The organism is Burkholderia sp. R-40 (assembly GCF_049942845.1).
GTDB classification, from domain to species: domain Bacteria; phylum Pseudomonadota; class Gammaproteobacteria; order Burkholderiales; family Burkholderiaceae; genus Burkholderia; species Burkholderia ambifaria.
In genome coordinates, this window is record NZ_CP187968.1 from 344,382 (window position 1) to 368,076 (window position 23,695).

Sequence of the window (23,695 nt, forward strand, 5' to 3'; positions counted from 1 at the left end):
TCCCTGAAGGCACGCGAATGCTTGGGCGGCTCAGGCTCCATTACGTCGCCATGACTCGCCCGACCCATCTGCTGTGCTTGGCGATGCGGAAGGATGCGTTTGGGCATGGGGAACTCGACATGCTGATGGGTCGGGGTTGGACTGTCATTGATTGCTGCGCAGATGCGCAGGTACAAGCCTAGCGAAACGCACCCGAAATGGTGCGCTGAACCATACTTTTCCCCGATGCTGCATACTTTGATGTCTCTGAAACCCCGCTTCCTAGTTGCTGCAGACTTTGTTGTGCGCCGATAGCAGGAGGGGGTTTGCCGACCGGCTGATGAAAACGTTTATGCGCATAAACTTAAATTTCTTATATTTCTAATAGGCGCAACACAACGCGACGGCCGGCGTTGACGGCATTTTTACGTGGCCGCCCGATTTCTTTAGATCGAGCGATCCGGCGGCGCGCTACGCTGGAAACATCTCGACTTCGGAGCATCGTCCATGCTCAAGCTGCTGGTTCCTGTCGGTCATTCGCCCCGTTCGCTGCAGGCGGTCCGCCATGCGACCTTCCTGTATCACGAACGCTGCGCATCGGAGATCGTGCTGATCAACGTACAGCCGCCGCTCGAAGCGACGCGGCTCGAGGCGTTTCACCCGCTGTCGCGGCTGCGCTCGATCGAGGACAAGTTCGCGTGCGAGGATCTGGCGATGGCCGAGCGGGTGCTGCGGGAAGCCGGAGTCCGGTACAGCGTCGTGAAGAAGGTCGGGCCGGTGGCCGACACGATCGCGGCCGTCGCGGCCGAGATGGGCTGCGACGAAATCGTCGTCGTCGCGCCGCGGCTCGATCCGGTTCATACGATGCTGTCGATGTTCCGCCGCAGCGTGATGAGCCGGCTCGTGCGGATTTCGAATGTGCCGGTGACGGCGGTGCGATAAGCGGCTGATCGCCGCCGCGTCGCCGTCGTGTTGGGCGGCACCGCGTCGTCGGGCTCGATGCGCGCACCGGCGGGACGAGGCCGCCATGGACCCGCTCAGGCGGGTCGTTTCATTCGCGTCGATTCAAGGACGCGCATAGCACGGCGCAAAAGCCGTCGTGCGCCATGTACCGATACTGCGACGCACACGCGTGCGTTGTCACGCAGCATCGACCGGCTTACTTGATCGCCTTGCGCCAGAACACGAGATAGGCCGCCGCGGAAGACGCGCCCAGCAGAATGACCCACAACGGCGCCATGCTGATCAGGACCGAAGAGACGTTAAGCATTTGGATTCCTCACTATTTCGATAGCGATGTTCAACACGTACCCGCTGCATTCGGAACCGCCGCGCCCATCGCTTTGCCGCGCATCGCGTTCCGCCAGAACATGCATTCATGCTATCGCTTCGCCCCATAGCCCGACCGTCTCGCCCTGCCCGCATCCTGACATTCGTCAAACTCGCATCGATTGCGTGCCGGTCCGGCCGCCGGCCGCCACTTTCCCCGCCACGATGGGCAAAAAGGGACGTCATTACGTCGGCCGACGGGCGTTTCAGCAGACGATTACCCGGGGAAGCCCCAATGCTTCGCACCACGTGTCCGCGTTACGCTTCAGCGACGAGGAGACGAATCATGAGACGAGTGGTACACATCGCTTTTTTCGCGCTGCTGGCCTACCTGATCGGCGATCGGGCGCTGCTGCATGCGCAAGGCCGCGACGCCAGTCCGACCGCGTGCTCGCAAGGCGCCGAGCAGGTGAAATACGACGCACTCAGCCGCGGCTTCGGCAACGCGGCAGCCAGCAGCCAGAGCGAGGCATTCATGTCCGGTTGCCTCGTGAGCGGACGTGGCAATCAGGATGCCGCGATGGCCGCGCGTTGAGGTCGAACGGGCGCCGCCGTGTCGGCTGCGCCCGTGTCGCGCCGCGGGGCCCAGAGCGGTCGCGCCCGGCGCTTTCCGTCCTTTGTGCTCCGCGTGACCGGCCCTGACCTGCCGGTAGCCGCCAACACGCCGTCAATGCAGCGCTCGACGAATCGATGAGCGGCCTGCGCGCCACTTCAAGCAAGTCCATCCTTTAGCGGCCGGGGCAAAATCGCCGGGCAACCCCGTCGATGTCCCGATTCGGACGCGCCCGGTCACGCGCGCGCCGTCCACCCAACTTCCCCTATCCCCGCTTCCCGCGCGCCGCCCGTAGCGGCTTTCTGCTGCGCTGGGCTGCGCGACCGAAAACCCATTCCGCCCGGGCACGCCGATTGCGACTTCCCTGTCCTTCATCACGGGCCGCCGCCAACATGAACGACCAAGAGTCCATCGATTCCGCACAACAACCTCGCCCTCGCGCGACCACGTGGCTCCGCCGCCTCGGGCCCGGGCTCGTCACCGGCGCCGCCGACGACGATCCTTCCGGCATCGGTACCTATTCGCAAGCGGGTGCGCAGTTCGGCTTCGAACTGCTGTGGTCGCTGCTGCTGACCTATCCGCTGATGACGGCCATCCAGCTGATCAGTGCGCGCATCGGCCGCGTGACCGGCAAGGGCCTCGCGTCGAACATGCGCACGCACTATCCGCCGTGGCTGCTCTATTCGACCGTCGCGCTGCTGACCATTGCGAACGTGATCAACATCGCGGCCGACCTGTCCGCGATGGGCGCGGCGGTCAAGCTGCTGCTGCACGGCCCGCAAGAGCTCTATGTCGTCTGCCTGGGCGGCGTGTCGGTCGTGCTGCAGATCTTCGTGCCGTACGACCGCTACGCCCGCCTGCTCAAATGGACCGCGCTGACCCTGCTCGCCTATGTCGCGGTCGCGCTGATCGTGCCCGTCCCGTGGCACGAGGTCGGCCGTGCGATCGTGCTGCCGCAGATCCAGTTGAACGCCGCGTACCTGACGACGGTCATCGCCGTGCTCGGCACCACGATCAGCCCTTATCTGTTTTTCTGGCAGGCGTCGCAGGAAGTCGAGGAATTGCGCGCGGCGCCGAACCAGCGACCGCTGCGAATCATGCCTCACCAGGCGCCCGCGCAGTTGCGCCGGATCAGCGTCGATACCTGGGTCGGCATGGGCGTGTCGAACATCATCGCGTTCTTCATCACGCTGACGGCCGCGGCGACGCTCCACATGCATCACATCGACGTGAAGACGTCGGCCGATGCCGCACGGGCACTCGAGCCCGTCGCCGGGCACTTCGCATACGTGCTGTTCGCGCTCGGGATCATCGGCACCGGCCTGCTGGCGCTGCCGGTTCTCGCGGGATCCGCCGCGTATGCGGCCGCGGGCACCTTCCGCTGGCGCAACAGCCTCGCGTTGCGACTGGGTGTCGCGCCCGAGTTCTATGGCGTGATCGCATTGGCGACCATCGGCGGCGTCGCGATCACGTTCATGCATTTCGACCCGATCCGGGCGCTTTACTGGAGTGCGGTCATCAACGGCGTGACGGCGGTGCCGATCATGTTCGTGATGATGCTGATGGCCGGCAGCAGACGCATCATGGGCGAATTCGCCGTCAGGGGCGTGCTGGCATGGGGCGGCTGGCTCGCGACGTCCGCGATGGTGATCGCGGCGATGGGCGTGCTCGTGCCGGACTGAGCGGCCCCGCCGCGCCGCCGTGTCGGCGCTTCGCCTCGCCGGAATAAACCGGCATCGCGCGGTGCTCACGCACCGGGAACGCATGCCGCGGATGGAAGGAGGACGCATCGTGGCCAAGAAAACCGCCGGGTCGGCCAAGCTGCCGGCCTGCGACCAGCGCGCGCCCATTCTCGCCAACCTGCGCAGCCGCAAGATGGCGCGCTCGATCCACACCTATACGCGCGGCAGCGCCGAGCGCTTTTACGCATGGCTGGCGGACCATCGATCCGGCACCGTGCCCGACGGACCCGCGATATGGATCGGCGGCGATTGTCATCTCGGCAATCTGGGGCCCGTCGCGTCGAAGACGGGTGAAGTCGCCGTGCAGATTCGCGATCTCGACCAGAGCGTGATCGGCAATCCGGTCCACGATGTGCTGCGTCTGGGGTTCTCGCTCGCCACCGCGGCGCGCAGCTCCGATCTGCCCGGCATCATCACGTGGCGGATGATCGAGGCGCTCGCCGACGGATACGAGCAGGCGTTCGACAGCCGGCGCCGCGACGAACTCAGCCACATGCAACGCCCTCACGAAGTGCAGATCGCGATGAAGGCGGCGCTGCATCGCTCGTGGCGCAAACTCGACCGGCAGACGATCATGAACACCGCGCCGCACATCCCGTTGGGCAAACGCTTCTGGCCGCTGTCGGAACGGGAGCGCAGCGCCATCCTCACGCTGTTCGAAACCGCGCCGGTTTCGACGATCGGCGCGGCGCTCAGCCGCACGGCACATTGCGACGCCGGCATGAAGGTGCTCGACGCCGCGTTCTGGGTGAAGGGCTGCAGCTCGCTGGGCCGACGGCGCTACGCGGTGATGCTCGATATCGACGACGCATGTTCCGACGGACATCCGCCCTACCTGATCGACATCAAGGAAGCCAGGGCCGCCAAGGCGCCGAAATACCCCGGGGTACGCATGCCGGGCGATGCCGCACAACGCGTGCTCGAAGGCGCGCGGCACGTGTCGCCGATGCTGGGCAGCCGGATGTGCGCGGCACGCCTCGACGGGCGCGCCGTCGTCATGCGCGAATTGATGCCGCAGGATCTGAAACTGGAAGCAGAACGGCTGTCGGAGGCCGACGCGGTGAAAGTCGCCCGCTACCTTGCGCTGGTGATCGGCCGCGCGCATGCCGCGCAGATGGACGACGCGACGCAGCGCGCGTGGCGCGCCGAGTTGCGTCGCCAGCGGCCGAAGACCCTCGACGCGCCTTCATGGCTGTGGAAAAGCATCATCGAACTGATGGCCGCGCATGAGCAAGCGTATCTCGAGCATTGCCGGCGCCATGTGCTCGGCAAGGCGGTCCGCTGAATCGACGCACCGGTCATGCGCCGCGAAGGATCCGCGCGATCAGCGTGTGTCCGGGCGAATCACCAGCTCGTTGAATCCGGTGCCCGCGTCGGGTTCACGCGAGAAACGATGCGCGGGCAACAGTACGAGCAGTATCTCGGCGGTCGTGCGTACCACGCAGCCGCTCGCGACGTGCCCGCCCGATACGCGGCCTTGCGCGTCGGAAACCGACATGTGCAGGTGCGCGCCGTCCGGCGAGACCGAACCGGCCAGCGTCAGGATTTCGAGGTCGCCGCGCAGTTCGGTCGGCGAGTCGACGCCGGCATAGCGCAACTGCGCGACGTTCAGGCTGCCGATGCCCTGGATCACGAATGCGGCGTGTGCGCGAAGCCCGCGCAACGCGTGTTCGATGGCAGCGCGCAGATCGTCGCCGGGGGAAAGACGCAGAGGATGGGCTTGCATGTTCGATCACCTGCTGGTGGGCCTGGGTGTCGACAAAGCGTACGTTCGACCAGGCAATCCGGCAAGCCTGCGCCTGCCGGATGGAACCTCGTCGCAGCAACATCCGGCGCTCACGTTACACGGTGAACCGCTCGCTCGCGAACTGCGCGTCCGGCACGCCGGCGGCGATCGCGACTTCCCGCGCACCTTCGACGAGCGGCGGCGGCCCGCAAACGTAGACCTCCGGCAGCACCGGCGCGTGCGCCAGCGCCGCGCGCAACGCGTCGACCGGCGTGCCGCGCAGCCCGGTCCATTCCACGCCGGGCCGCCATACGCACACATCGACCCGCAACTGCGGCAACTCGGCCCGCAAGCGTTCCAGTTCGTCGAGCATGAACAGTTCGCTTTCCTCATTGACGCCGAAGAACAGCCGCGCGTCGCCCATCTCCTGATACTCGGCCATGCGCCGCAGCATCGACAGGATCGGCGCGAGGCCCGTGCCGCCCGCGACGAACCAGCGCGGCCGCAGGCTGTCGGCGAAGAGGCCGAACCCACCCATCGGCACACGCACGGTCAGCCGATCGCCGGGCCGCGCGCGTTCGCGCAGATAGGTCGAGAACCAGCCGCCCGCCCGCAGCCGGATCAGGAACTCCAGCCGGCCATCCCAGTTGCTCGTGTTCGCGAGCGAATAGGGCCGGCGCAGGCCGCTGCCCGGCACTTCCAGCTCCGCGAACTGGCCGGCTTCGAACTCCGCCGCCACGCCGAACGCATCGTCGGGCTCGATCTGCAGCTCGACGCGCATCGTGTCGCGCGCGATCGCGTCGAGCTCGGCGATCCGCGCCGTGCGCACGGGCACCGGCTGCAGCAGCACCTTGGCGCGGTCGTACGGCGCCGCAACCCGCAGGTCGCCGAGCGGCGTCGTCCGGCACAGCAATACCGCGCCGCGCTGGCCGGCCGGCAACGCGTCGGCGCTGTGCGCCTGCATCTCGTACGGGCCGTCGACGACGGTCGCCTGGCATGCGCCGCAGCTCCCGCGCCGGCATTGCGACGGCAGCGTGATGTCGGCTTGCGCCGCCGCCGCGAGCAGATCCTGGCCGGGCTCGCAGTCGAAGCCGAACGGCGCGCCGTCACGCGTCGTGATCTCGATCCGGTAGCTCATCGAACGATCCTGCTCACGCCGCCCGGCGCGCGAGCGCCGCGGCGAGGTCCGCGCCGGCGTCGCCGATCGGCTGGATTCCGAACTGATCGACCAGCACCGCGAGCACGCCCGGCGTGACGAACGCGGGCAGCGTCGGCCCGAGCCGGATGTTGCGGATGCCGAGCGCGAGCAGCGTCAGCAGCACGGCCGCTGCCTTCTGTTCGAACCACGAGATGACGAGCGACAGCGGCAGGTCGTTCACGCCGCATTCGAACGCATCGGCGAGCGCGGTCGCGATCCGGATCGCCGAATAGCTGTCGTTGCACTGCCCGATGTCGAGCAGGCGCGGGATGCCGCCGATATCGCCGAACGCGTGCCGGTTGAACCGGTACTTGTTGCAACCAAGCGTCATCACCACCGTATCGTCGGGCGCCTGCTCCGCGAACTCGGTGTAGTAATTGCGCCCCGGCGCCGCGCCGTCGCAGCCGCCGATCAGGAAGAAGTGGCGGATCTGCCCGGCCTTCACCGCGTCGATCACCTTGTCCGCGACGCCCAGCACCGCATGCCGGCCGAACCCGACGGTGATGGTCTCCTCCGGCGCCGTGGCCTGAAAGCCCGGCAGCGCCTGGGCGGCACGGATCAGCGTCGGGAAATCGTGATGTTCGAGATGGCGCACGCCCCGCCAGCCGACCGGCCCCGTCGTGAAGATGCGCTGCCGGTATTGCGGCAGCGGCTCGATGATGCAGTTGGACGTCATCAGGATCGGCCCGGGGAAACGCGCGAAGTCGCTCTGCTGGTCCTGCCATGCGCCGCCGTAGTTGCCGGCCAGATGCGGGAAAGCCTTGAGCGACGGATACGCGTGAGCCGGCAGCATTTCACCGTGCGTGTAGACCTGGATGCCGGTGCCCGCCGTCTGTTCGAGCAGCGCGTGCAGATCGCCGAGATCGTGGCCCGACACGAGGATCGCCTTGCCCGCCACCGGCGACACGCGCACGGCGCTCGGCTGTTGCGCGCCGAAGCGGCCGGTGTTCGCGTTGTCGAGCAGTTCCATCACCGTCAGGTTCAGTCGGCCGAGATCGAGCGCGTGCGCGAGCAGTGCGTCGACGTCGGCGGGATTGCCCGCGAGGAACGCGAGCGCCGCGTCGACGCCTTCGTAGATGTCGTCGCGCTCGTAGCCGAGCACCTGCGCATGATGCGCATACGCGCACACGCCCTTCAGGCCGTACAGCACCAGCGCGCGCAGCCCGACGATATCCGCGCCCACCGTGTCGAGGCCCGCGTCGATGCCGACGCTCGCCGCCTGCTTCAGCAAGCCCGCCAGATCGTCCGCCGGCTGCCACTCGGCCGGCCCGTGCAGCACCGGCGGCGCCGTGCCCGCGGCGCGTGCGTGCGCTTCGCAGGCGGCCTTCACGCGATCGCGCGTCTGCGCGGCTTCACGCAGCAGCGCGACGAAGCGCGCCGCATGGAAGTTCACGTTGGTCAGCGTGGTGAACATCGCGTACAGCACGAAGCGCTCGGCTTCGCGGTCGGGCACGCCCATCGTGCGCGCGATCGCGCCGTACTGCGCAATGCCCTTCACCGCATGAACCAGCAGGTCCTGCAGGTCGGCCGTCGTCGAATCCTTGCCGCAATTGCCTTTCGCCGATGCACAGCCGGGCCGCGCGCCGGTCCGGTCGGTCTGTTCGCATTGATAGCAAAACACGGTGTTCTCCTTTGTCGATCATGGGGGCGCGGGTCGGTGCGAACGGCGCCCGGACGCGTGTTCCGGGCCGCCGGGCTGCTCGCCCGCTTCAAGATGCTTCTCTGATGCATCTTTTTCATGATGTTTCGGCACGCGCTTCGCGACCGTGATGCAGATCAACAAACGGGATGCCGGCCGGTGAGGCAACTTGTCGCTAGGATTGCCCGCCGACTTCAGGCGACGGTGCGGACGGTGCGCTTGCGTCGTCGGCATCCGCGCCCGCGATGCCCCAGTCGCCGTATCGATACCAGTCGTCGCCGAGCAGCTCGCTCGGGTGCTGGGTCCGGCTGGAGCCGTTGCCGCAACGCATCGACTGCGTCGGGCAATAGTTGTCGCATCCCCAGCAGATCCGCTCCGGATGCACGGGATGCAGCGGAAATTTCTTGGCCATGATGCGTGGTCGTCCCGGTGTCGGTTCATTCGCTACCGTTCGACTCTAGTGCACGGGAAAGCGCCGCCGATGCGGCATTCGTTCGCACCGTCGCCGGTGTCGCCCGAAAACGAAAAAACCCGGACATCGTCCGGGCCTTCCGTATCAGCGGTTGCCGCCGTTGCAGCCGGCCGCGCTTATGCCTCCAGCGCCTCCAGCACCTTGCCCTTCGTCTCGATCCCGACGAAGTGGACGGTCAGCGCCGCGATCAGCGGCACGATACCGATCAGGTAGAACGCCGGCGCGAGGTTGCCGCCGATGATCGCGTGCGGCACGATCATCGGCGCGGCGAACGATGCGATCTTCAGCCATGCGCTGCCGAGCCCGCAGCCGGACGCGCGGATGCTCGTCGGATACTGCTCCGGCGTATAGACGTACGCGGTGATGAAGCCCGATGCCATCAGCCCCAGCGACAGCGAGCAGAAGAACGCGACGACATACACCGACGACGCGTGATAGACGCCTGCAAGCGCCAGCGACAGCGCGCACAGCACGAACGACCAGACGATCACCGGCTTGCGGCCGAGCTTGTCGACGAGCAGCGCCGACGCGAGCGAACCGAGCACGCCCATCACCGAGCCGATCACCGCGAGATTCAGCGCGAGCTGCAGCGGCGCATGATAGAAGTTCTTGTAGATCGTCGGCAGCCACGTCGACAACCCGTACTGGATGAACCCGCAGGTCGCCCACAGCGTCGCCACCGCGAGCGTGCGCTTGCGATACGCGGCGCTGAACAGGTCGCTCATCCGGCGCTTCGGGTGCTGGCGCACCATCTCGTCGAACGCAGCCGCTTGCGTGGCCGGCGGCAGCTCGCCGCGCACCGACGCTTCGAACACGCCCACCGCCTGCCCCGCTTCCGCGAGCCGCCCGCGCGACGCGAGCCAGCGCGGCGATTCCGGCACGAGGCGCGTGAGCACCAGCGCGAGGATCAGCGGCAGCCCGCCGACGAAGTACATGATTTCCCAGCCGAACCGCGGCACGAGCCACGCACCGAGCGCCATCGACACCAGCAGGCCGATCGGGAACACGATCTCGTACAGCAGCACGAAGCGGCCGCGGCCGTGCGCACGCGTGATCTCGTTGATGTAGGTCGCGGCGACCGGCAGCTCGCCGCCCAGCCCGAGCCCCTGCAGAATCCGCAGCAGCACGAAGATCTCGAACGTCGGCGCGAAGCCGCACGCGATGCTGGTGATGCCGATCACGGCGGAACTCCACGCGATCGCCTTCACGCGGCCATGCTTCTCCGCGAGCGCGGGAAACAGGAAAGCGCCGATCAGCTGGCCGATCGCGCCGGACGCGATCAGCATGCCGATCTGCGTCGGCGACAGCCCCCACTTGTGAATCAGCAGCGGCAGCGTCGCCGCGATCGTGATCACGTCGAAGCCGTCGAAGAACGTCGCGGTGCCGATCAGCACGCGCGCGCGGATCTGCATCCCGTTGGCCGGAAGCCGCTCGAGCCGCGCGATGATCGCGCCGGGCGTGGAGGCGGCAGCTTCCATCGTGGCCCTGCCGGCCACGACGTTGTCGAAAGTGCTCATGCGGGGAGTCTCCTGGATCGTGTCGCCGGTCAGGCAAGCGCTTTGGTCGTGTCCGCCAGGGCTTCCGTATCCACTGCCCGGCCCTGGTTCATCCACTTGCGTGCGAGCTTCAGCTCGCGTGCGTTGTTGATGGCGATGACACCTCTCACATGCCCATCGCCCAAGAAAAACAGCGTCGCGCGGCGCGCGGCGAGATCGCCGCGCACGACGAGCTGCGCATCGGCCGGCAGATCACCGAGAATCTGCAGGTTCACGTCGTACTGATCGGACCAGAACCACGGAATTTCCGCGTACGGCGCACGCACGCCGAGCACGGCCTTCGCGGCCGCGATCGCCTGGTTCTGCGCGTTCGCCCACGATTCGAGCCGCACGCGCCGCTTCAGCCAGCCGTTGTGATGATTCGCGACGTCGCCGCACGCGAAGATCGCCGGGTCGCTGGTCGCGCCGAATTCGTCGACGACGATGCCGTCGTCGAGCGCCAGCCCCGCGTCGCTCGCGAGCGACGCATTCAGCGCGAGGCCGATGCCGGCCACCGCGAAATCGGCGTCGATCGTCGTGCCGTCGGCAAGCGTCGCGCGCACCTTCGATGCGTCGTCCGGCTGCGCGTCGAGCGACGCGAGCGCCGCGCCGAGGCGCACGTCGACGCCGTTCGAACGATGCAGATCGAGCAGGAAGTCCGACACGATCTGCGGCACCGAGCGCCCGCACAGACGCGGCGCGCCTTCGACGACGACGGCCTCGACACCGAGCTTGCGCGCGGTCGCCGCGACCTCGAGGCCGATCCAGCCGCCGCCGATCACGAGCACGCGCCGACTCGCACGCAGCTTCTCGCCGAGCGCGGCCGCTTCGTCGAGCGTGCGCAGGTAGTGCAGGTTCGACGTGTTGACGATCGCTTCGGGCAAGCGGCGCGACGTGCCGCCGGTCGCGATCACGAGACGGTCGTATTCGATCTCGCGGCCGCTTTCGGTTTTCACCACGCGGCGCGCACGATCGATCGACGCCGCACGCTCCGGCTGCCAAGCCTCGACGTTCAGCGTGTCGAATTCGTCCGGGCGCACGACGCGCACGGTCTCGATGTCGGCGTCGCCGGCCAGCACGGCCTTCGACAGCGGCGGGCGCTCGTACGGCAGGTGCGGCTCGTCGGCGATCATGACGAGGCGGCCCGCGAACCCTTCCGCGCGCAGCGTCTTGAGCACCCAGCCGGCGGCCTGGCCGCCGCCGATCACGACGACCGTGCCGGGCGCGGGCTGCTCCTGTGTGTTCGCTTCGGTCATGGTTTGCGCTCCGTCATGAACTTGCCTTCCGGCGCCTTCGCGTTCTTCTGCCGGCGCGTGTTGCCGTCGAGGCCGCCGTCGACGGCCCATTCGGCGAACACGGTCGGGCCCGGTTCGAATTCGCGCGGCTGCCATTGCGGTGTCAGCACGTCTTCATCCGCGTAGTACTCGATCAGCGCGCCGGCCGGATTCTGGAAGTACCAGAAGTACGCGGACGACACCGGGTGACGCCCCGGGCCGAGCTGCGTTTCCCAGCCGCAACGGTCGATGTGCATGCCGCCGCCGAACACTTCGTGGATGTCACGCACGGTGAACGCGACGTGGTTCAGGCCGCGCTTGCCATTCGGCAGCGCGAGCAGGAACAGGTCGTGGTGGCCGCCGTGCGGTGCGCAGCGCATGAACGCGCCGCGGCCCGGATAGCGGTCCGACGTCTCGAAGCCGAGCAGCTCGTGATAGAACGTTTCCTGCGCGTCGAGGCAGTTCGTGAAGAACACGACGTGCCCGACCTCCACCGGCTCCGCGCGCGCATAGATCGGGCTTGGCTGATCGATGCGCGCCGTCCGGCCCCACACGTTCGACGGCGAGCCGGTGATGTCGAGCACGCGCTTGCGCGTCACCTCGATGCGGATCGCCATCCCGTTCGGATCGATGCAGCCCACCGCATCGTCCTGTGCGTAATAGCCGGGCTGGCCGGCCAGCGTCGTGCGCAGCGCGTCGAGTTCCTGCCGCGTCGCGACGCCCCACGTGACTTCACGCAGCGTCGGCCCCGCTTCGAACGCGGGCGGCAGCGACGGATCGTCGGCCTTCACGACCAGCACGGTGCAGCCGTTCATCGTCTCGAAACGTCCGCGCGTGTCGTCGTGCGCGACTTCCTTCAGCCCCCAGTCGGCGAAAAAGCGCCGGCACGTCGCGAGGTCGTCGACACCATACGTGATCTGCTCGATACCCAAGATGCTCATTGCGTCATTCCCCTTCGCTCAGTTCGCCCACGGCAGCGGCGCGTCGTTCAAGCCCCAGTAGAGGCTCTTCTGCTGCATGTACTCGCGGATCCCGAGACGTCCCTTCTCGCGGCCCATCCCGCTCTCCTTCCATCCCGAGAACGGCGTGGAGATCGAGAACAGCTTGTACGTGTTGATCCAGACGGTGCCCGTCTCGAGCGCGCGCGCGAGGCGCCACGCGCGCTTGTAGTCGCGCGTCCAGATGCCGGCGGCGAGGCCGAACACGCTGTCGTTCGCCTGCGCGATCAGCGATGCTTCGTCGTCGAACGGCATCGCGACGAGCACCGGCCCGAAGATTTCTTCCTGGCAGATGCGTGCGCTGTTCGGCAAGCCTTCGAGAATGGTCGGCTGGTAGAAGAAGCCGTCCTCGCGCCCGTCGCCCGACGGCCGCTCGCCGCCGCACAGCAGGCGCCCGCCTTCCTCCAGCCCGAGCGCGACGTAGCGCTCCACCGATTCGCGATGCTTCGCGCTGATCAGCGGGCCCATCTGCGTGTCGGGCCGCGTCGGGTCGCCCACGCGCAGCTTGCGTGCGCCGGCCACCAGCCGCTGCATGAATTCGTCGTACACCGCGCGCTGCACGAACACCCGCGAACCCGCGATGCAAGCCTCGCCCGACGAGCTGAAGATGCCGTACAGCACGCCGTTGACCGCGTGATCGAGATCCGCGTCGTCGCATACGATCGTCGGCGACTTGCCGCCGAGTTCCAGCGACACGGGCATCAGCTTTTCCGCCGCGATGCGCGCGATGCCGCGGCCCACTTCGGTGCCGCCGGTAAACGACACCTTCTTCACGAGCGGATGACGAACCAGCACGTCGCCGATCACCGAGCCCTTGCCCGGCAGCACGCTCAGCACGCCCTTCGGCACGCCGGCTTCCTCGCAGATGCGGGCCAGCGCGAGCGACACGAGCGGCGTCACCTCGGCCGGCTTGAGCACCACCGCGTTGCCGCCGGCGAGCGCCGGGGCCAGCTTCTGCGCGTCGGACGCGATCGGCGAGTTCCACGGCGTGATCGCCGCGATCACGCCGATCGGCTCGTGCACGCTCATCGTCAGGTAGTCGCCGCGTGACGGCGTCAGTTCCTCGTCGAGCGTCTCGAGGCATGCCGCGAAATAGCGGAACGTGTTGGCCGCGCTCGCGACGAGCACGCGCGTCTCGCCGATCGGCTTGCCGTTGTCGCGGCGCTGCAGGTTCGCGAGCGCCTCGTGACGCTGCATGATCAGCTCGGCAATCCGGTACAGCACCAGCGCGCGTTGATGCGGCTTGAGTCCGGCCCAGTCGGCGCGACGCCAGGCGGCGTCGGCGGCCACGACGGCGTCGGCCGCGTCGTCCGCGTTCGCCGTCGATACTTCCAGGTTCAGCGACTGGTCGGCCGGATAGATGCTCGTGTAAGGCGCGCCGCGGCCGCGCCGCCACTCGCCGCCGATCAGGATGTCGCCGTTGGGTACGAGGCTCGTATCGAATGGAGTCATGTCACAAGTCCCACAAATCTGTCTCTGCCAGCCGCCCGCGCCGTGGCGCAGGCGGCCGTTCTATGGCCCGAATGGCCCGAATGACCGGAATGGCCGCGTCGTCCGCTCAGATCACGCAGCGGGCCGCGCGGTTGCGCAGCGCGCGGATCGCGCAGTACGCGGTCAACGCGGACGTCTTCGGGTTGTCGGGCAACGGCTTGCCGCTCATTTCAAGCGACATCTCGCCGAATGCGCCGCGTGCGGTGATGCGGTGCACGTTGCGCGTGACGGCCGGGTCGGCGATCAGGCGCACGCGCGTCGCGTCGAGGCCGAGGCCGGCGAGCGCGACGGTCGCCGCGACGTTCGCGTTCTTCGGATACAGCCGCGCGGCGTCGCGTGCGGTGCCTTCGAAGATCACCTTCTCTTCGGTCATCGCACGCAGGTCGCACAGCTCCTCGGCGGGTGTGCCGAGCCAGCCGAGCGGCGGCTTGCGGCCGACGTACAGCACCTCGTCGAGGCCGCCCTGCTTCGCCGACGCCAGCGCATCGATCCCGCCGATCGCGCCGGACAGCAGCGTCAGCGTCGCGTCGCCTTCGTCGGCGGCCTGCGACAGCACGTCGAGCAGCGCGAGATCGGACAACGCGCCGATCGACGCGACCGCGCAGTCGGTGCCGGCCTTCAGCAGCGGCACGACGTGATCGACGAGCGCGCTGTGACCCGCGCATTCGAGCGCGAACTCGGGGCGGCGGGCCAGCGCGTCGACCGACGACACGACCTCCACCGCACCGCCGAGCTCACGCTGCACCGCGTCGCGCTGGTGCTCCGGCACGATCACGTGCGCGACGCGCAACGATGCATCGTGCTCGACCGCGTGATACACGGCCGCACCGATCGCGCCGAAGCCGATCATCGCGACGTCGACGGGCGCATGCCCGTGTGCGTGTCCGTTACGCATATTGCCGCTCCGACGGCTCTTCCTTCTTCACCGGCGGGCCCGCGAAGTTCGATGCGAACGCGCCGACCGACAGCATGTCGACCTCGACCATCACCGGGCCTTCCTTCGCGATCCCTTCGCGCACGATCGCTTCGGCCTGGTCGAGCGACGTGATCCGGTAGTGCGTGAGGCCGAAGCTCGCGCAGAACTGCGCGAAATCGGGCTGGTGCAGCTGCACGAAGCAGCGGCGGCCGCCGTACTGCGCATCCTGGATGTTGCGGATCACGCCGTAGCACTGGTCGTTCATCAGCACGATCATCACGTTCGCGTTTTCCTGCACGGCCGTCACGAGCTCGCCGACGTTGACCATCAGGCCGCCGTCGCCGACCAGGCAGACCGTCTTCGCGGCCGAGCCGGCCAGCGCCGCGCCGATGCCCATCTGGATGCCCTGGCCGATGCCGCCGCCGAGCGCATGCACGCCCGCGCGCGGCTCGAAGATCTTCAGCAGGCGGTTGCCCCACGTGCTGTTCGAGATCGTCACGTCGCGCACCCAGTTGTAGTCGCGGCCGACCGCCGCTTGCAGCGTATCGACGAGCTTCTTGTAGGGCCCAAGGCCTTCCGCCACGCTGGCGACGGCCTGCTCGCGCGCCGCAGCCAGATCGAGCGCGAACTGCGGATCGACGGACAGGCGACCCTCGAGGCGATCGGCCAGTTCGGCCAGCACGCGCTTCGAATCGCCGTGCACGAACAGCTCGTTGCGATAGCCGCGGTTGTCGGCGAGCGCATCGGCGTCGACGCGGAACAGCGGCTGCGGCAGCGCGAGCTTGTACTTCAGCGTCTCGTTGCCGCGCAAACGCGAGCCGACCACGACGAGTGCGTCGCAGGTCTTGTAGAACGCCTCGACGCACGCATGCACGTTGAACGCGCCGAGCGTCGCCGGGTGATCTTCCGGCAGCACGCCGCGGCCCTGCACGCTCGTCACGACGCCGAAGCCGAGCTTCACCAGGCGTTCGACTTCCGCCCGCGCATGGCGCGCACCGCCGCCCAGCCACAGCAGCGGACGGCGCTTGGCCGCCAGCGCGTCGGCGAGCTTCGCGACGCGTGCATCGTCGTGCTCGCGCACCGCGACGTGCGCCGGCGCGAGGTCTTCCGGCCATTCGATTTCGGCGGCCTGGATGTCGATCGGAATCTCGACCGACACGGGGCCCGTCGGCGCGGTCTGCGCGATACGCACCGCTTCGCGGATCGTCGGCAGCACGGTTTCGACGGTGCGTACGCGGAACGCGGCCTTCGAGATCGCGTCGAGCATCGTGAGCTGGTCCGGCGCTTCGTGGATGTAGGCCAGGTCCTGGTCGAGGTACGGCGTCTCGATCTGCCCCGTGATGTGCAGTAGCGCGGTGCCTGCCGTCAGCGCCTCGACCATCGCGCCGGCCGCGTTGCCCGCCGCCGTGCCGGTGCTCGTGAACGCGACGCCGAGGCCGCCCGACACGCGGGCCAGGCCGTCGGCCATGTTCACCGCGCCCGCTTCACCGCGCGCGCCGACATACCGGATGTTGCCGCGCGAGTTGATCGCGTCGAGGATCGGCATGTTGTGGATCGAGATGACACCGAATGCGGTTTTGACGTCGCACTGCTCGAGAAAGGCGGCAATCAGCTCGCCAACCGTGGTTTTTTTAGACATGGCGTGCAAAGCCTCCAGAAACGTCGATATGGCTGCCCGTCGTGTAGGACGACAGATGCGTTGCGAGATAAAAAAGTGCCCAGGCTGCCTCGTCGGGCTTGCCGAAGCGGTTCAGCGGAATGTTCTTCTTGCGGGCGAGCGCGCCCGTCCAGTCTTCCCAGCTTTCGCCGGCCTGCGCCTGCGTGTCGTAGCGGCGGCGCCACTGACCCGACTCGACGATGCCGATCAGGATCGAGTTCACGCGGATGCGCTGCGGCGCCAGTTCTGTCGCGAGCGACTTCACGAGGCTCAGCACGCCCGCACGCGCCGACGACGTCGCGACCATGTGCGGCTCCGGCTGCAGCGCGAGCAGCGAGTTCACGCAGGTGATCGTCGGCGCCTGCGCGTCGCGCAGCAGCGGCAAAAACGCGCGCGTCGGGCGGATGATGCTGAAGTACTTCAGTTCGAGCTCTTCGCGCCATGCGTCGTCGGTCGTGTCGGCGAAGGTCGACACGCGGCCCTGGCCCGCGTTGTTGACCAGCATGTCGGCGCGGCCGAAGCGCTCGGACACGGCCTGCGCGAACGCGGCCACGTCGGCTTCGTCGAGCACGTTGCAACGCACGGCGAGCAGCTGAGCGCCCGGGTATTTCTCGCCGAGCATCGCTTCGGCGCGCACGAGGCGTTCGCCGTCGCGGCCGCAAATCGCGACCGACGCGCCGGCCTGCAGGAACCGTTCGGCAGTCGCGAGGCCGATGCCGGACGAACCGCCCGTCACCACCGCCACCTGCCCGGTCAGATCGATCTGGATCATCGGAGTCCTAAAGCTTTGAGAAACGTGTGCTCGTCATCCGAGCGGTAATTGAGCCGCCGCGACAGTTCCGCCGCCGCGCGCTGCACCTTGTCGAACAGGCCGTCGGCGATCAGCGCCTCGTCGATCTCCGGCCGCGGCACCGTCACCGTGATGCACGCGACGATCTTCTGCGTGTCGTTGCGCACCGGCGCCGTGACCACCGAGATACCGCGCTCGAACGACGAATTGCTGATGCCGTAGCCGCGCAGCGCATCCTCGCGGATCACTTCGTACAGCGCGTCGACCGTTTCCGGCGTCGCGCTCGTCATCCGGCTCAGCGTGCCTTCCGGATACAGCGCACGCAGCTCCTTCAGCGACAGGTCGCCCATCAGCACGTGGCCGTGGGTCGTCGCATGCGCGGGCAGCCGCGTGCCGACGTTCACGCGAATCGCGCTGAACACCGGCGACTGGCACTGCGCCTTCGCGACGAACACCACGTCGCGGCCGTCGCGGATCACGATGTGCGTCGTGAAGCCGGTCGCGTCGCGCAGGCTCTCGATCACCGGCAGGCCGAGATCGGTCAATTCCAGCGAGCTCAGGTACTCGAAGCCGAGCCGCAGCACGGCGATACCCAGCTTGTAGTTGCGATCCTTGTCCGCACGCTCGAGAAAGCCGAGCGATTCGAGCGTCTGCAGCAGACGGAACACCGTCGTGCGCGGAATGCCGAGGCGCTTGGACAGCTCCGGCGCGCCGAGCACCGGCTCGCGCGGCGAGAATTCGGCGAGGATCCGCAGCCCGCGTTCGAGGCCCGGCACCACGTAGCCGGCGTCGGCCTTGGTGCTGTCGGATTCTGGTTGTTGCAGCGGTTCGCTCATGCCATGCCTCGCTGCGTGTCGCACTGACGACAGAACGTGTCGATGAGCGATGAATAGACGGCCGGCGCTTCCACGTAGCCGGCATGACCGGCCTGCGGAATCACCTGCAGCTCGACCTGCGCGGCCGCGGCGATGCGCTCGCACGCGGCGGGCGGCGTGATCGCGTCGTTCGCGCCGACGGCCACGGCCGTGCGGCCGCGAAAGCCGGCGAGATCGGTCGCGAGATCGGCGTTCGCGAGCAGATGCGTGGCCTGCGCATAGCCGGCCGGCACGATGCGCGCCATGTTCCAGCGCACCCACGCACGCGCATCCTCGCTCGCAAAACCCGACAGCATGTTGCCGCTGCGCTGCTCGGCGAGCCCGGCCGGGCCGAGTTCGTCGAGCATCGCGAGGCGCGCGTCGCGGCGCGTGTCGCGCGTTTCGGCGGGCGCCCTACCGTAGCCGCCCGCGGGCGAGATCAGCAGCAGGCCGGCGATTCGCGCGGGCATCAGGCGGCACAGGCCGCCCGCGATGATCGCGCCGAGCGAATGCCCGACCAGCACGCAGCGTTCGATGCCGAGTGCCTCGAGCCACGCATTCAGCGACGCCGCGTAATAGGCGGCGGTCGGCGACGCACCGTGCACGGGGGTCGACACGCCGTAGCCGGGCGCATCCCACGCGAGCACGCGTCGCGACGCGCCGAGCGTGTCGAGCTGGCACACCCACGATGCGGCGCCCGAGCCGATCCCGTGCAGCAGCACGACGGGCAGTGCGTGGCCCGCATGCTGCGCGCCGGCCTCGCGATAACCTATCGTGCCCGCCGCGCCGGCTGCACAGCGCTGTTCGGGAAACTGCCCGAGCAGCGCGGCGAATGCCGCGGTGCGGTCGCGTTCACGTTTGTCGATGACACTCATTGCTTGGCTCCGCCCCGTCTCAGCGCTTGATCTTCGCGAGCGGCGAATCCGGCGGATAGGTCGGCGTGATGGGCTTCGCCGAACCGAGCATCACGCACATCAGCGCGTCTTCCTCGCCGATGTTGATTTCCGTGCGATACACGCCCGGCGGCACCGAGATCAGGTCGCGCTCGCCGAGGATCGCTTCCCAGGTCTCGCCGTCGCGCTCGCAGATCACCTTCATCTTGCCGCGCAGCACGAAGAAGATTTCCTCGACGTCGGTGTGGATGTGGCTCGGGCCAATGTTGCCGGCCGGGATGACCATCGTCGAAAACGTGAAGTTGCCGGCCGGCACCGTGTTGACGTCCTTCGCGACGCCCGTGCCGCCCGTGCCGACGTAGCGCATCTGCGCACGGCGGTACTTCGGGTCGTAGTCGGCCTGGAACTTCAGCGCGTCCCAGTCGTAGCGCCGCGTCGCGTAGCGCGCGACGCGCCCTTCCATCCAGTCGCCGAAGCTTGCGTCATCCGGCTGGTCCCACGACTTGCGTTCGAGATCTGCGTCCGCCATCGTCCTCTCCTTCATTCAGAGTGAAAACTTCAATTCGTTCAAATCAATTCATCACGAAGCCGCCGTTCACCGGCAGCAGCTGACCCGTCACGAAGCGCGCGCCGTCCGACAGCAGGAACAGCACGGGGCCCGTCACGTCGTCGGGCACCTGCGCGCGCGTGAGCGCACGGCCCTGCATGTAGAACGCATGCCGTTCTGCCGGCACGTAGGCCGTCGCCTCGACTTCGGTGAGCCCCGGCGCGATCGCATTGACCGTCACGCCGTGCGCGCCGAACTCGCGTGCCAGCGCATGCGTCATCGCGATCACCGCGCCCTTGCTGGCGACGTACGCGAGCAGCTTCGGCGCACCCCACAGCGCGGTGTCCGATGCGAGGTTCACGATCGCGCCGCGGCCCGAGCGCGCGAGGTGCGGCAGCGCCGCATTGCTGACGAGCCACACGCCGCGCACGTTCACGTTCATCACGGCATCCCAGGTCGGCACGTCGAGTTCCGTCGACAGCCTGCCGCCCGAGTTCGTGATCGCCGCGTTGTTGATCAGCGCGTCGATGCCGCCGAGCGCCGCCGCACTCTGCGCGACGAATGCGTCGACGCTCGCCGGATCGGCCAGATCGAGCGCGAAGAAATGCGCGGTATGGCCGGCTTGCGTGAGTTCCGCAGCCAGCGCGCGGCCCTCTTCGGCGAGCACGTCGCCGAACGCGACCTGCGCACCCGCGGCGACCAGCGCCTTCACGAACGCCGCGCCGAGACCGCGGGCGCCGCCCGTGACGAGCACGCGGCGCCCCGGCAGCGACACGACCGGAGCGAACTCAGCCATTCGCGGGCTCCGCCGCGGCGTGCGCCGCACGGTGCGCGTCGAGCGCGGACAGGTGTTCCTGCGCGCGCTGGCGCAGCATCCGGCGCACGCGCGTGATGCCGACGTCGTGCTGGTACAGGTATTCGTGATCGCGTGCATGCGGCGCGAGGCTTTCGAGGACGTAGCGGTCCTGCTCGAGCACGTCCCAGTGCAGGCCCTCGAGGCGGTTGCGGTACATGAAGCGCCACACGTCGCGCTGCCAGCCGCTGACCTTGCGGGTGCGCCAGAAGTAGACCTGGCAGTTGTCGCCGTCGACCGGCGTCGCGAAGCCGATGATCCCGAAGTTGCCGCCCGGGCCGAACTTCTGCTTGTACGGAATCGCGAGGCGCATCCACAGGCAGCCGGTTTCGCCGAGCTCGACCCAGTCGAAGTTCACGTCGCGCTGGCCGATCTTCTCGAACATCAGGCCCGTTTCCGTCTTGCGCACGCGCATGTCGGCCTGCTTGTCGCCTTCGGCCATCGAGTGCGACGTCGCGTGCAGGTACGCGCCGTGCATCGGGTCCATCACGTTGTCGATCGCGTACTGGTAATTGCACTTCCAGTTCGACACGCACAGGAAGTGGCCGTACTCGGCGTCGACCAGTTCTTCCGGCAGGTTCAGCGGCGCCGGCTCGCCGTGCGCTTCGTCGCCGAACCACAGGAAGATCGCGCCGGCCTTCTCCTCGACCGGATACGACTTCACGCACTTCATCCCTTCGAGCGGACAGTTCGACACCGCCGGCACGCGGTTGACCGTGCCGCCGCCGTCGATTTCGACGCCGTGATACCAGCACGCGATGTTGCCGCCGAGGTTCCAGCCGAGCGACAGGCGCGCGCCGCGGTGCGGGCAGCGATCCTCCAGCGCGTGGACCTTCCCCTCGTGATCGCGCCACAGCACGATCTGCTCGGACAGGCGCGTGAGGCCGACGGGCGCGTTCGACACCTGCCAGCTCGGGGCGACGGGATACCAGTAGTTCTTGATGCCGCGGTCGAGATAGGCGCGGACCGGGTCGTGTTGGACTTCGTGTTGTGCGGGGGATGTCATCAATGTGCTCCGGATGCGGTTGTCGTCGGGTCGGCGGTCACGCGGCTCGCGCGCTCATTCCGCCAGCGCGGCCATTTCGGCGCGGAAGCGCTCGGGTGTCCACGCCGTGCCGTCCGGCGCACGGAAGCCGATGCGGTTCAGGCCCGCGACGACATCGTCCAGCTCGGTCGCGCCGCTCTCGAACACGCGTTCGAGCGCATCGCCGAGATCGTTCTCGTACTGGGTCGGCGCGGCCTTGCGGTTCTGCCAGACCTGGTTCTCGACCTGGCCGGGGATCTCGATCTGCCCCTTGCCGGCGACGTTGTTCGGCTGCGGCGCCACCCACGGCTTCAGGAAGGGATTGAAGTTGACGGTCGCTTCTTTCATGTCATTCCACCTTGATCTGGATTTCCTCGCCGGCCAGGCGCACCGCGTACTGCTTCAGCGCGCGCCCGCCCGGGCCCTTCAGGCATTCGCCCGTCTTGATGTCGAACACGGCCTCGTGCAGCGGGCATTCGACCGTGCCCTCGTCGACGAAGCCCTGCGTCAGCAGCGCGTACGCATGCGGGCACACGTTCTCGAGCGCATACACCTCGTCGCCGACGCGGTAGATCCCGATTTCAACGCCGTCGGTCCGCTTGAACTCGATCGGCGCGTCTTCCGACAGCGCGCCGGCGTGTCCGGCGCAAATCCATTGTTCAGACATCTCAAACCCTTCCTTCTGATCGACTCTCGATTCGCTCCGGAATTGTTCCATATCCGGAACAGCAGTTTATGGATGGTGATTATAGAAGCGACTTTCCACGAGCAAAACAAAAAGCTGCATGTCCTAGGGAAAACACTGACCGTTGAGTCGACGCTCTCCGCCGCAACGCCCGTTCTGTGTAATTTTTTGTTTGGTGACGGGGATTTAAGTCTGTTTTTCTGGATTCTCGACTCCGTGTTGCGGATCGCCGTCATCGCCATCCGGCCCGATAAATTTATTTTTGATACGGCGCACGACACCTCTATACTCCATTCCATCAGAGGCACGTTGTTCCTTATATGGAACACAAAAGAATGCCCGCCCGGTGGCAGAAACGCGCGACGGCCGGCCGTCCCCGCGCCCGCCGCCACGGCATGTTTTCCGTCAGGTTTGGAGAGTCAGGAGATCAAATGGTCAAGCAAGCGGTAGCAGCAGCAGTCATCGGAATGAGCACCGTGTCCGGCGCGTGGGCGCAGAGCAGCGTGGTGCTGTACGGCAGCATGGATGCGGGCGTCGCGTACGTGAACAACGTCGGCGGCCATGCGAAGTGGGCAATGATCCAGGGCAACACGCAGCCCGACCGGTGGGGCCTGAAAGGCAAGGAAGACCTCGGCGGCGGCCTGTCGGCGATCTTCCAGCTGGAAAACGGCTTCTATACGAACAACGGCCAGTTCGCGACCGCGAACACGATCTGGAACCGCGCGGCATTCGTCGGGCTCAGTTCGGACCGCTACGGCACGCTGACGCTCGGCCGCCAGACGCCGCTGACGTTCGACTATCTCGATCCGCTCAGCACCGCGTATCTCGCGATGAGCTGGTATGCGTTCCACCCCGGCAACATCGACGGGCTCGCCGCGACCGGCAACGTGCCGTACAACAATGCGGTCAAGTACCGTTCGCCGAGCTTCGGCGGCTTCTCGGCCGCGGCGACGATGGCGCTCGGCAACACGACGAACTTCTCGACCGGCAAGTCGGTCGGCGTCGCGCTGAACTATGCGAACGGGCCGTTCAAGGCGTCGGCCGTCTACTCGAACGAGCACGACCGCGCGATCCTGATCAGCCAGACGGGGATCACGTCGTTCCAGGGGCAAAATACCGCGAATGGCTATCTGGCGAACAAGGTCGAGAACATCGGCGCGGGCGCGTCGTACCAGATCGGCGACTTCCTCGTGCACGGCCTCTACACGCGCGTGAAGATGCAGTCGAACGGGTTTTCCGACACGTTCCAGAGCTATGACGCGGGCGTGAACTATCGCAGCAGCGCGTTCAACACGATCGCGGGCGGCGCGGCGACAACGACACTCGCCGGCCGACGCTGGACGCAGGTCGAGCTCGGCGACATCTATTCGCTGTCCAAGCGCACGCAGCTCTATGCGAACGTGCTGTTCGAGCACGGCTCGGGCGGTGCGAAGGCCGCGTTCTTCACGGCCGGCGCGTCGAGCACCGCGAACCAGGTGGTCGTGCTGACCGGCATTCATCACTCGTTCTGAGCGACGACGGGCGCACGCGCCCGATAACG

24 protein-coding genes are annotated in these 23,695 nt (G+C 67.4%); 6 read left to right on the forward strand and 18 right to left on the reverse strand.

Features of this window, described 5'->3' with window-relative positions; translation table 11 throughout:
* Positions 1-486 precede the first annotated feature (486 nt).
* The 4 genes from ACP26O_RS17845 to ACP26O_RS17860 all read left to right on the forward strand — a co-directional run bounded on the left by ACP26O_RS17845 (position 487) and on the right by ACP26O_RS17860 (position 4,888).
* Positions 487-921 carry a universal stress protein gene (locus tag ACP26O_RS17845; RefSeq protein WP_011659079.1) on the forward strand — a complete coding sequence of 145 codons (435 nt, stop codon included), beginning with the start codon at positions 487-489 and terminating at the stop codon, positions 919-921.
* A 673-nt stretch (positions 922-1,594) separates the two neighbouring features.
* Positions 1,595-1,843 (forward strand): adhesin, encoded by a 249-nt coding sequence (locus ACP26O_RS17850; protein ID WP_105831258.1) that lies wholly within the window; start codon positions 1,595-1,597, stop codon positions 1,841-1,843.
* Positions 1,844-2,253: 410 nt separating this feature from the next.
* Positions 2,254-3,543, forward strand: a complete 1,290-nt coding sequence (locus ACP26O_RS17855; RefSeq protein WP_175663591.1) for an NRAMP family divalent metal transporter — start codon at positions 2,254-2,256, stop codon at positions 3,541-3,543.
* An 82-nt stretch (positions 3,544-3,625) separates the two neighbouring features.
* Positions 3,626-4,888 carry a DUF2252 family protein gene (locus ACP26O_RS17860; protein ID WP_175663590.1) on the forward strand — a complete coding sequence of 421 codons (1,263 nt, stop codon included), beginning with the start codon at positions 3,626-3,628 and terminating at the stop codon, positions 4,886-4,888.
* Between the two features lie 39 nt (positions 4,889-4,927).
* Here ACP26O_RS17860 and ACP26O_RS17865 read toward each other — a convergent pair whose 3' ends face one another.
* The 18 genes from ACP26O_RS17865 to ACP26O_RS17950 form a co-directional block, all read right to left on the reverse strand.
* Positions 4,928-5,329, reverse strand: coding sequence for a PPC domain-containing DNA-binding protein (locus ACP26O_RS17865; protein ID WP_175663589.1), 402 nt, complete (start codon positions 5,327-5,329; stop codon positions 4,928-4,930).
* A gap of 115 nt (positions 5,330-5,444) precedes the next feature.
* Entirely contained in the window at positions 5,445-6,467 is a 1,023-nt protein-coding gene (locus ACP26O_RS17870) for a 2Fe-2S iron-sulfur cluster-binding protein (protein ID WP_175663588.1), read from the reverse strand.
* A 13-nt stretch (positions 6,468-6,480) separates the two neighbouring features.
* Positions 6,481-8,148, reverse strand: a complete 1,668-nt coding sequence (gene hcp, locus ACP26O_RS17875; RefSeq protein WP_175663587.1) for a hydroxylamine reductase — start codon at positions 8,146-8,148, stop codon at positions 6,481-6,483.
* Between the two features lie 193 nt (positions 8,149-8,341).
* Complete coding sequence (locus ACP26O_RS17880) at positions 8,342-8,578, reverse strand: DUF3079 domain-containing protein (protein WP_175663586.1); 237 nt, start codon at positions 8,576-8,578, stop codon at positions 8,342-8,344.
* A gap of 176 nt (positions 8,579-8,754) precedes the next feature.
* Positions 8,755-10,155 carry an MFS transporter gene (locus tag ACP26O_RS17885; protein WP_175663585.1) on the reverse strand — a complete coding sequence of 467 codons (1,401 nt, stop codon included), beginning with the start codon at positions 10,153-10,155 and terminating at the stop codon, positions 8,755-8,757.
* Between the two features lie 29 nt (positions 10,156-10,184).
* Positions 10,185-11,429, reverse strand: a complete 1,245-nt coding sequence (locus tag ACP26O_RS17890) for an NAD(P)/FAD-dependent oxidoreductase (RefSeq protein WP_175663584.1) — start codon at positions 11,427-11,429, stop codon at positions 10,185-10,187.
* Complete coding sequence (locus ACP26O_RS17895; RefSeq protein ID WP_175663583.1) at positions 11,426-12,388, reverse strand: VOC family protein; 963 nt, start codon at positions 12,386-12,388, stop codon at positions 11,426-11,428. The genes ACP26O_RS17890 and ACP26O_RS17895 overlap by 4 nt, the downstream gene beginning before the upstream one ends.
* A gap of 18 nt (positions 12,389-12,406) precedes the next feature.
* Positions 12,407-13,897 (reverse strand): aldehyde dehydrogenase, encoded by a 1,491-nt coding sequence (locus tag ACP26O_RS17900; protein ID WP_175663582.1) that lies wholly within the window; start codon positions 13,895-13,897, stop codon positions 12,407-12,409.
* 106 nt (positions 13,898-14,003) lie between these two features.
* Entirely contained in the window at positions 14,004-14,831 is an 828-nt protein-coding gene (locus tag ACP26O_RS17905) for an aspartate dehydrogenase (protein WP_175663581.1), read from the reverse strand.
* A complete protein-coding gene (locus ACP26O_RS17910) occupies positions 14,824-16,491 on the reverse strand; it encodes a thiamine pyrophosphate-binding protein (RefSeq protein WP_175654558.1) in 1,668 nt (555 codons plus the stop codon). Before ACP26O_RS17910 ends, ACP26O_RS17905 begins: the two co-directional genes overlap by 8 nt.
* Positions 16,484-17,281, reverse strand: a complete 798-nt coding sequence (locus tag ACP26O_RS17915) for an SDR family oxidoreductase (RefSeq protein WP_175663580.1) — start codon at positions 17,279-17,281, stop codon at positions 16,484-16,486. The genes ACP26O_RS17910 and ACP26O_RS17915 overlap by 8 nt, the downstream gene beginning before the upstream one ends.
* A complete protein-coding gene (locus ACP26O_RS17920) occupies positions 17,278-18,135 on the reverse strand; it encodes an IclR family transcriptional regulator (RefSeq protein WP_105833378.1) in 858 nt (285 codons plus the stop codon). The genes ACP26O_RS17915 and ACP26O_RS17920 overlap by 4 nt, the downstream gene beginning before the upstream one ends.
* Positions 18,132-19,028 carry an alpha/beta fold hydrolase gene (locus ACP26O_RS17925; RefSeq protein WP_175663579.1) on the reverse strand — a complete coding sequence of 299 codons (897 nt, stop codon included), beginning with the start codon at positions 19,026-19,028 and terminating at the stop codon, positions 18,132-18,134. The genes ACP26O_RS17920 and ACP26O_RS17925 overlap by 4 nt, the downstream gene beginning before the upstream one ends.
* A gap of 19 nt (positions 19,029-19,047) precedes the next feature.
* Complete coding sequence (locus ACP26O_RS17930) at positions 19,048-19,575, reverse strand: cupin domain-containing protein (RefSeq protein ID WP_006751280.1); 528 nt, start codon at positions 19,573-19,575, stop codon at positions 19,048-19,050.
* 43 nt (positions 19,576-19,618) lie between these two features.
* Positions 19,619-20,389: an SDR family oxidoreductase gene (locus tag ACP26O_RS17935; protein WP_105833376.1), complete on the reverse strand. Its 771-nt coding sequence runs from the start codon at positions 20,387-20,389 to the stop codon at positions 19,619-19,621.
* Positions 20,382-21,452, reverse strand: a complete 1,071-nt coding sequence (locus tag ACP26O_RS17940; protein WP_175663578.1) for an aromatic ring-hydroxylating oxygenase subunit alpha — start codon at positions 21,450-21,452, stop codon at positions 20,382-20,384. Before ACP26O_RS17940 ends, ACP26O_RS17935 begins: the two co-directional genes overlap by 8 nt.
* Positions 21,453-21,506: 54 nt before the next feature.
* Positions 21,507-21,818 (reverse strand): recombinase-like helix-turn-helix domain-containing protein, encoded by a 312-nt coding sequence (locus ACP26O_RS17945; RefSeq protein WP_011659098.1) that lies wholly within the window; start codon positions 21,816-21,818, stop codon positions 21,507-21,509.
* Between the two features lies 1 nt (position 21,819).
* Positions 21,820-22,137 carry a non-heme iron oxygenase ferredoxin subunit gene (locus tag ACP26O_RS17950; protein ID WP_006751284.1) on the reverse strand — a complete coding sequence of 106 codons (318 nt, stop codon included), beginning with the start codon at positions 22,135-22,137 and terminating at the stop codon, positions 21,820-21,822.
* Between the two features lie 72 nt (positions 22,138-22,209).
* On the opposite strand from ACP26O_RS17950, the gene ACP26O_RS17955 reads away from it, so the two are divergent.
* A complete protein-coding gene (locus tag ACP26O_RS17955) occupies positions 22,210-22,605 on the forward strand; it encodes a hypothetical protein (protein WP_175663577.1) in 396 nt (131 codons plus the stop codon).
* The gene (locus ACP26O_RS17960; RefSeq protein WP_175663576.1) at positions 22,587-23,666 is read left to right on the forward strand and encodes a porin; all 1,080 of its coding nucleotides are present in this window, start codon (positions 22,587-22,589) and stop codon (positions 23,664-23,666) included. The genes ACP26O_RS17955 and ACP26O_RS17960 overlap by 19 nt, the downstream gene beginning before the upstream one ends.
* The last annotated feature ends 29 nt before the right edge of the window (positions 23,667-23,695 follow it).

Bases quoted from the DNA above. Each gene is read 5' to 3' on its own strand.
- ACP26O_RS17960 (WP_175663576.1), top strand. From the start codon at position 22,587: ATGGTCAAGCAAGCGGTAGCAGCAGCAGTCATCGGAATGAGCACCGTG.
- ACP26O_RS17890 (WP_175663584.1), bottom strand. From the start codon at position 11,429: ATGACCGAAGCGAACACACAGGAGCAGCCCGCGCCCGGCACGGTCGTC.
- ACP26O_RS17955 (WP_175663577.1), top strand. From the start codon at position 22,210: ATGGTGATTATAGAAGCGACTTTCCACGAGCAAAACAAAAAGCTGCAT.
- ACP26O_RS17905 (WP_175663581.1), bottom strand. From the start codon at position 14,831: ATGCGTAACGGACACGCACACGGGCATGCGCCCGTCGACGTCGCGATG.
- ACP26O_RS17855 (WP_175663591.1), top strand. From the start codon at position 2,254: ATGAACGACCAAGAGTCCATCGATTCCGCACAACAACCTCGCCCTCGC.
- ACP26O_RS17850 (WP_105831258.1), top strand. From the start codon at position 1,595: ATGAGACGAGTGGTACACATCGCTTTTTTCGCGCTGCTGGCCTACCTG.
- ACP26O_RS17865 (WP_175663589.1), bottom strand. From the start codon at position 5,329: ATGCAAGCCCATCCTCTGCGTCTTTCCCCCGGCGACGATCTGCGCGCT.
- ACP26O_RS17910 (WP_175654558.1), bottom strand. From the start codon at position 16,491: ATGTCTAAAAAAACCACGGTTGGCGAGCTGATTGCCGCCTTTCTCGAG.
- ACP26O_RS17930 (WP_006751280.1), bottom strand. From the start codon at position 19,575: ATGGCGGACGCAGATCTCGAACGCAAGTCGTGGGACCAGCCGGATGAC.
- ACP26O_RS17940 (WP_175663578.1), bottom strand. From the start codon at position 21,452: ATGACATCCCCCGCACAACACGAAGTCCAACACGACCCGGTCCGCGCC.
- ACP26O_RS17885 (WP_175663585.1), bottom strand. From the start codon at position 10,155: ATGAGCACTTTCGACAACGTCGTGGCCGGCAGGGCCACGATGGAAGCT.
- ACP26O_RS17845 (WP_011659079.1), top strand. From the start codon at position 487: ATGCTCAAGCTGCTGGTTCCTGTCGGTCATTCGCCCCGTTCGCTGCAG.
- ACP26O_RS17880 (WP_175663586.1), bottom strand. From the start codon at position 8,578: ATGGCCAAGAAATTTCCGCTGCATCCCGTGCATCCGGAGCGGATCTGC.
- ACP26O_RS17860 (WP_175663590.1), top strand. From the start codon at position 3,626: ATGCCGCGGATGGAAGGAGGACGCATCGTGGCCAAGAAAACCGCCGGG.
- ACP26O_RS17950 (WP_006751284.1), bottom strand. From the start codon at position 22,137: ATGTCTGAACAATGGATTTGCGCCGGACACGCCGGCGCGCTGTCGGAA.
- ACP26O_RS17915 (WP_175663580.1), bottom strand. From the start codon at position 17,281: ATGATCCAGATCGATCTGACCGGGCAGGTGGCGGTGGTGACGGGCGGT.
- ACP26O_RS17895 (WP_175663583.1), bottom strand. From the start codon at position 12,388: ATGAGCATCTTGGGTATCGAGCAGATCACGTATGGTGTCGACGACCTC.
- ACP26O_RS17900 (WP_175663582.1), bottom strand. From the start codon at position 13,897: ATGACTCCATTCGATACGAGCCTCGTACCCAACGGCGACATCCTGATC.
- ACP26O_RS17925 (WP_175663579.1), bottom strand. From the start codon at position 19,028: ATGAGTGTCATCGACAAACGTGAACGCGACCGCACCGCGGCATTCGCC.
- ACP26O_RS17920 (WP_105833378.1), bottom strand. From the start codon at position 18,135: ATGAGCGAACCGCTGCAACAACCAGAATCCGACAGCACCAAGGCCGAC.
- ACP26O_RS17945 (WP_011659098.1), bottom strand. From the start codon at position 21,818: ATGAAAGAAGCGACCGTCAACTTCAATCCCTTCCTGAAGCCGTGGGTG.
- ACP26O_RS17935 (WP_105833376.1), bottom strand. From the start codon at position 20,389: ATGGCTGAGTTCGCTCCGGTCGTGTCGCTGCCGGGGCGCCGCGTGCTC.
- ACP26O_RS17870 (WP_175663588.1), bottom strand. From the start codon at position 6,467: ATGAGCTACCGGATCGAGATCACGACGCGTGACGGCGCGCCGTTCGGC.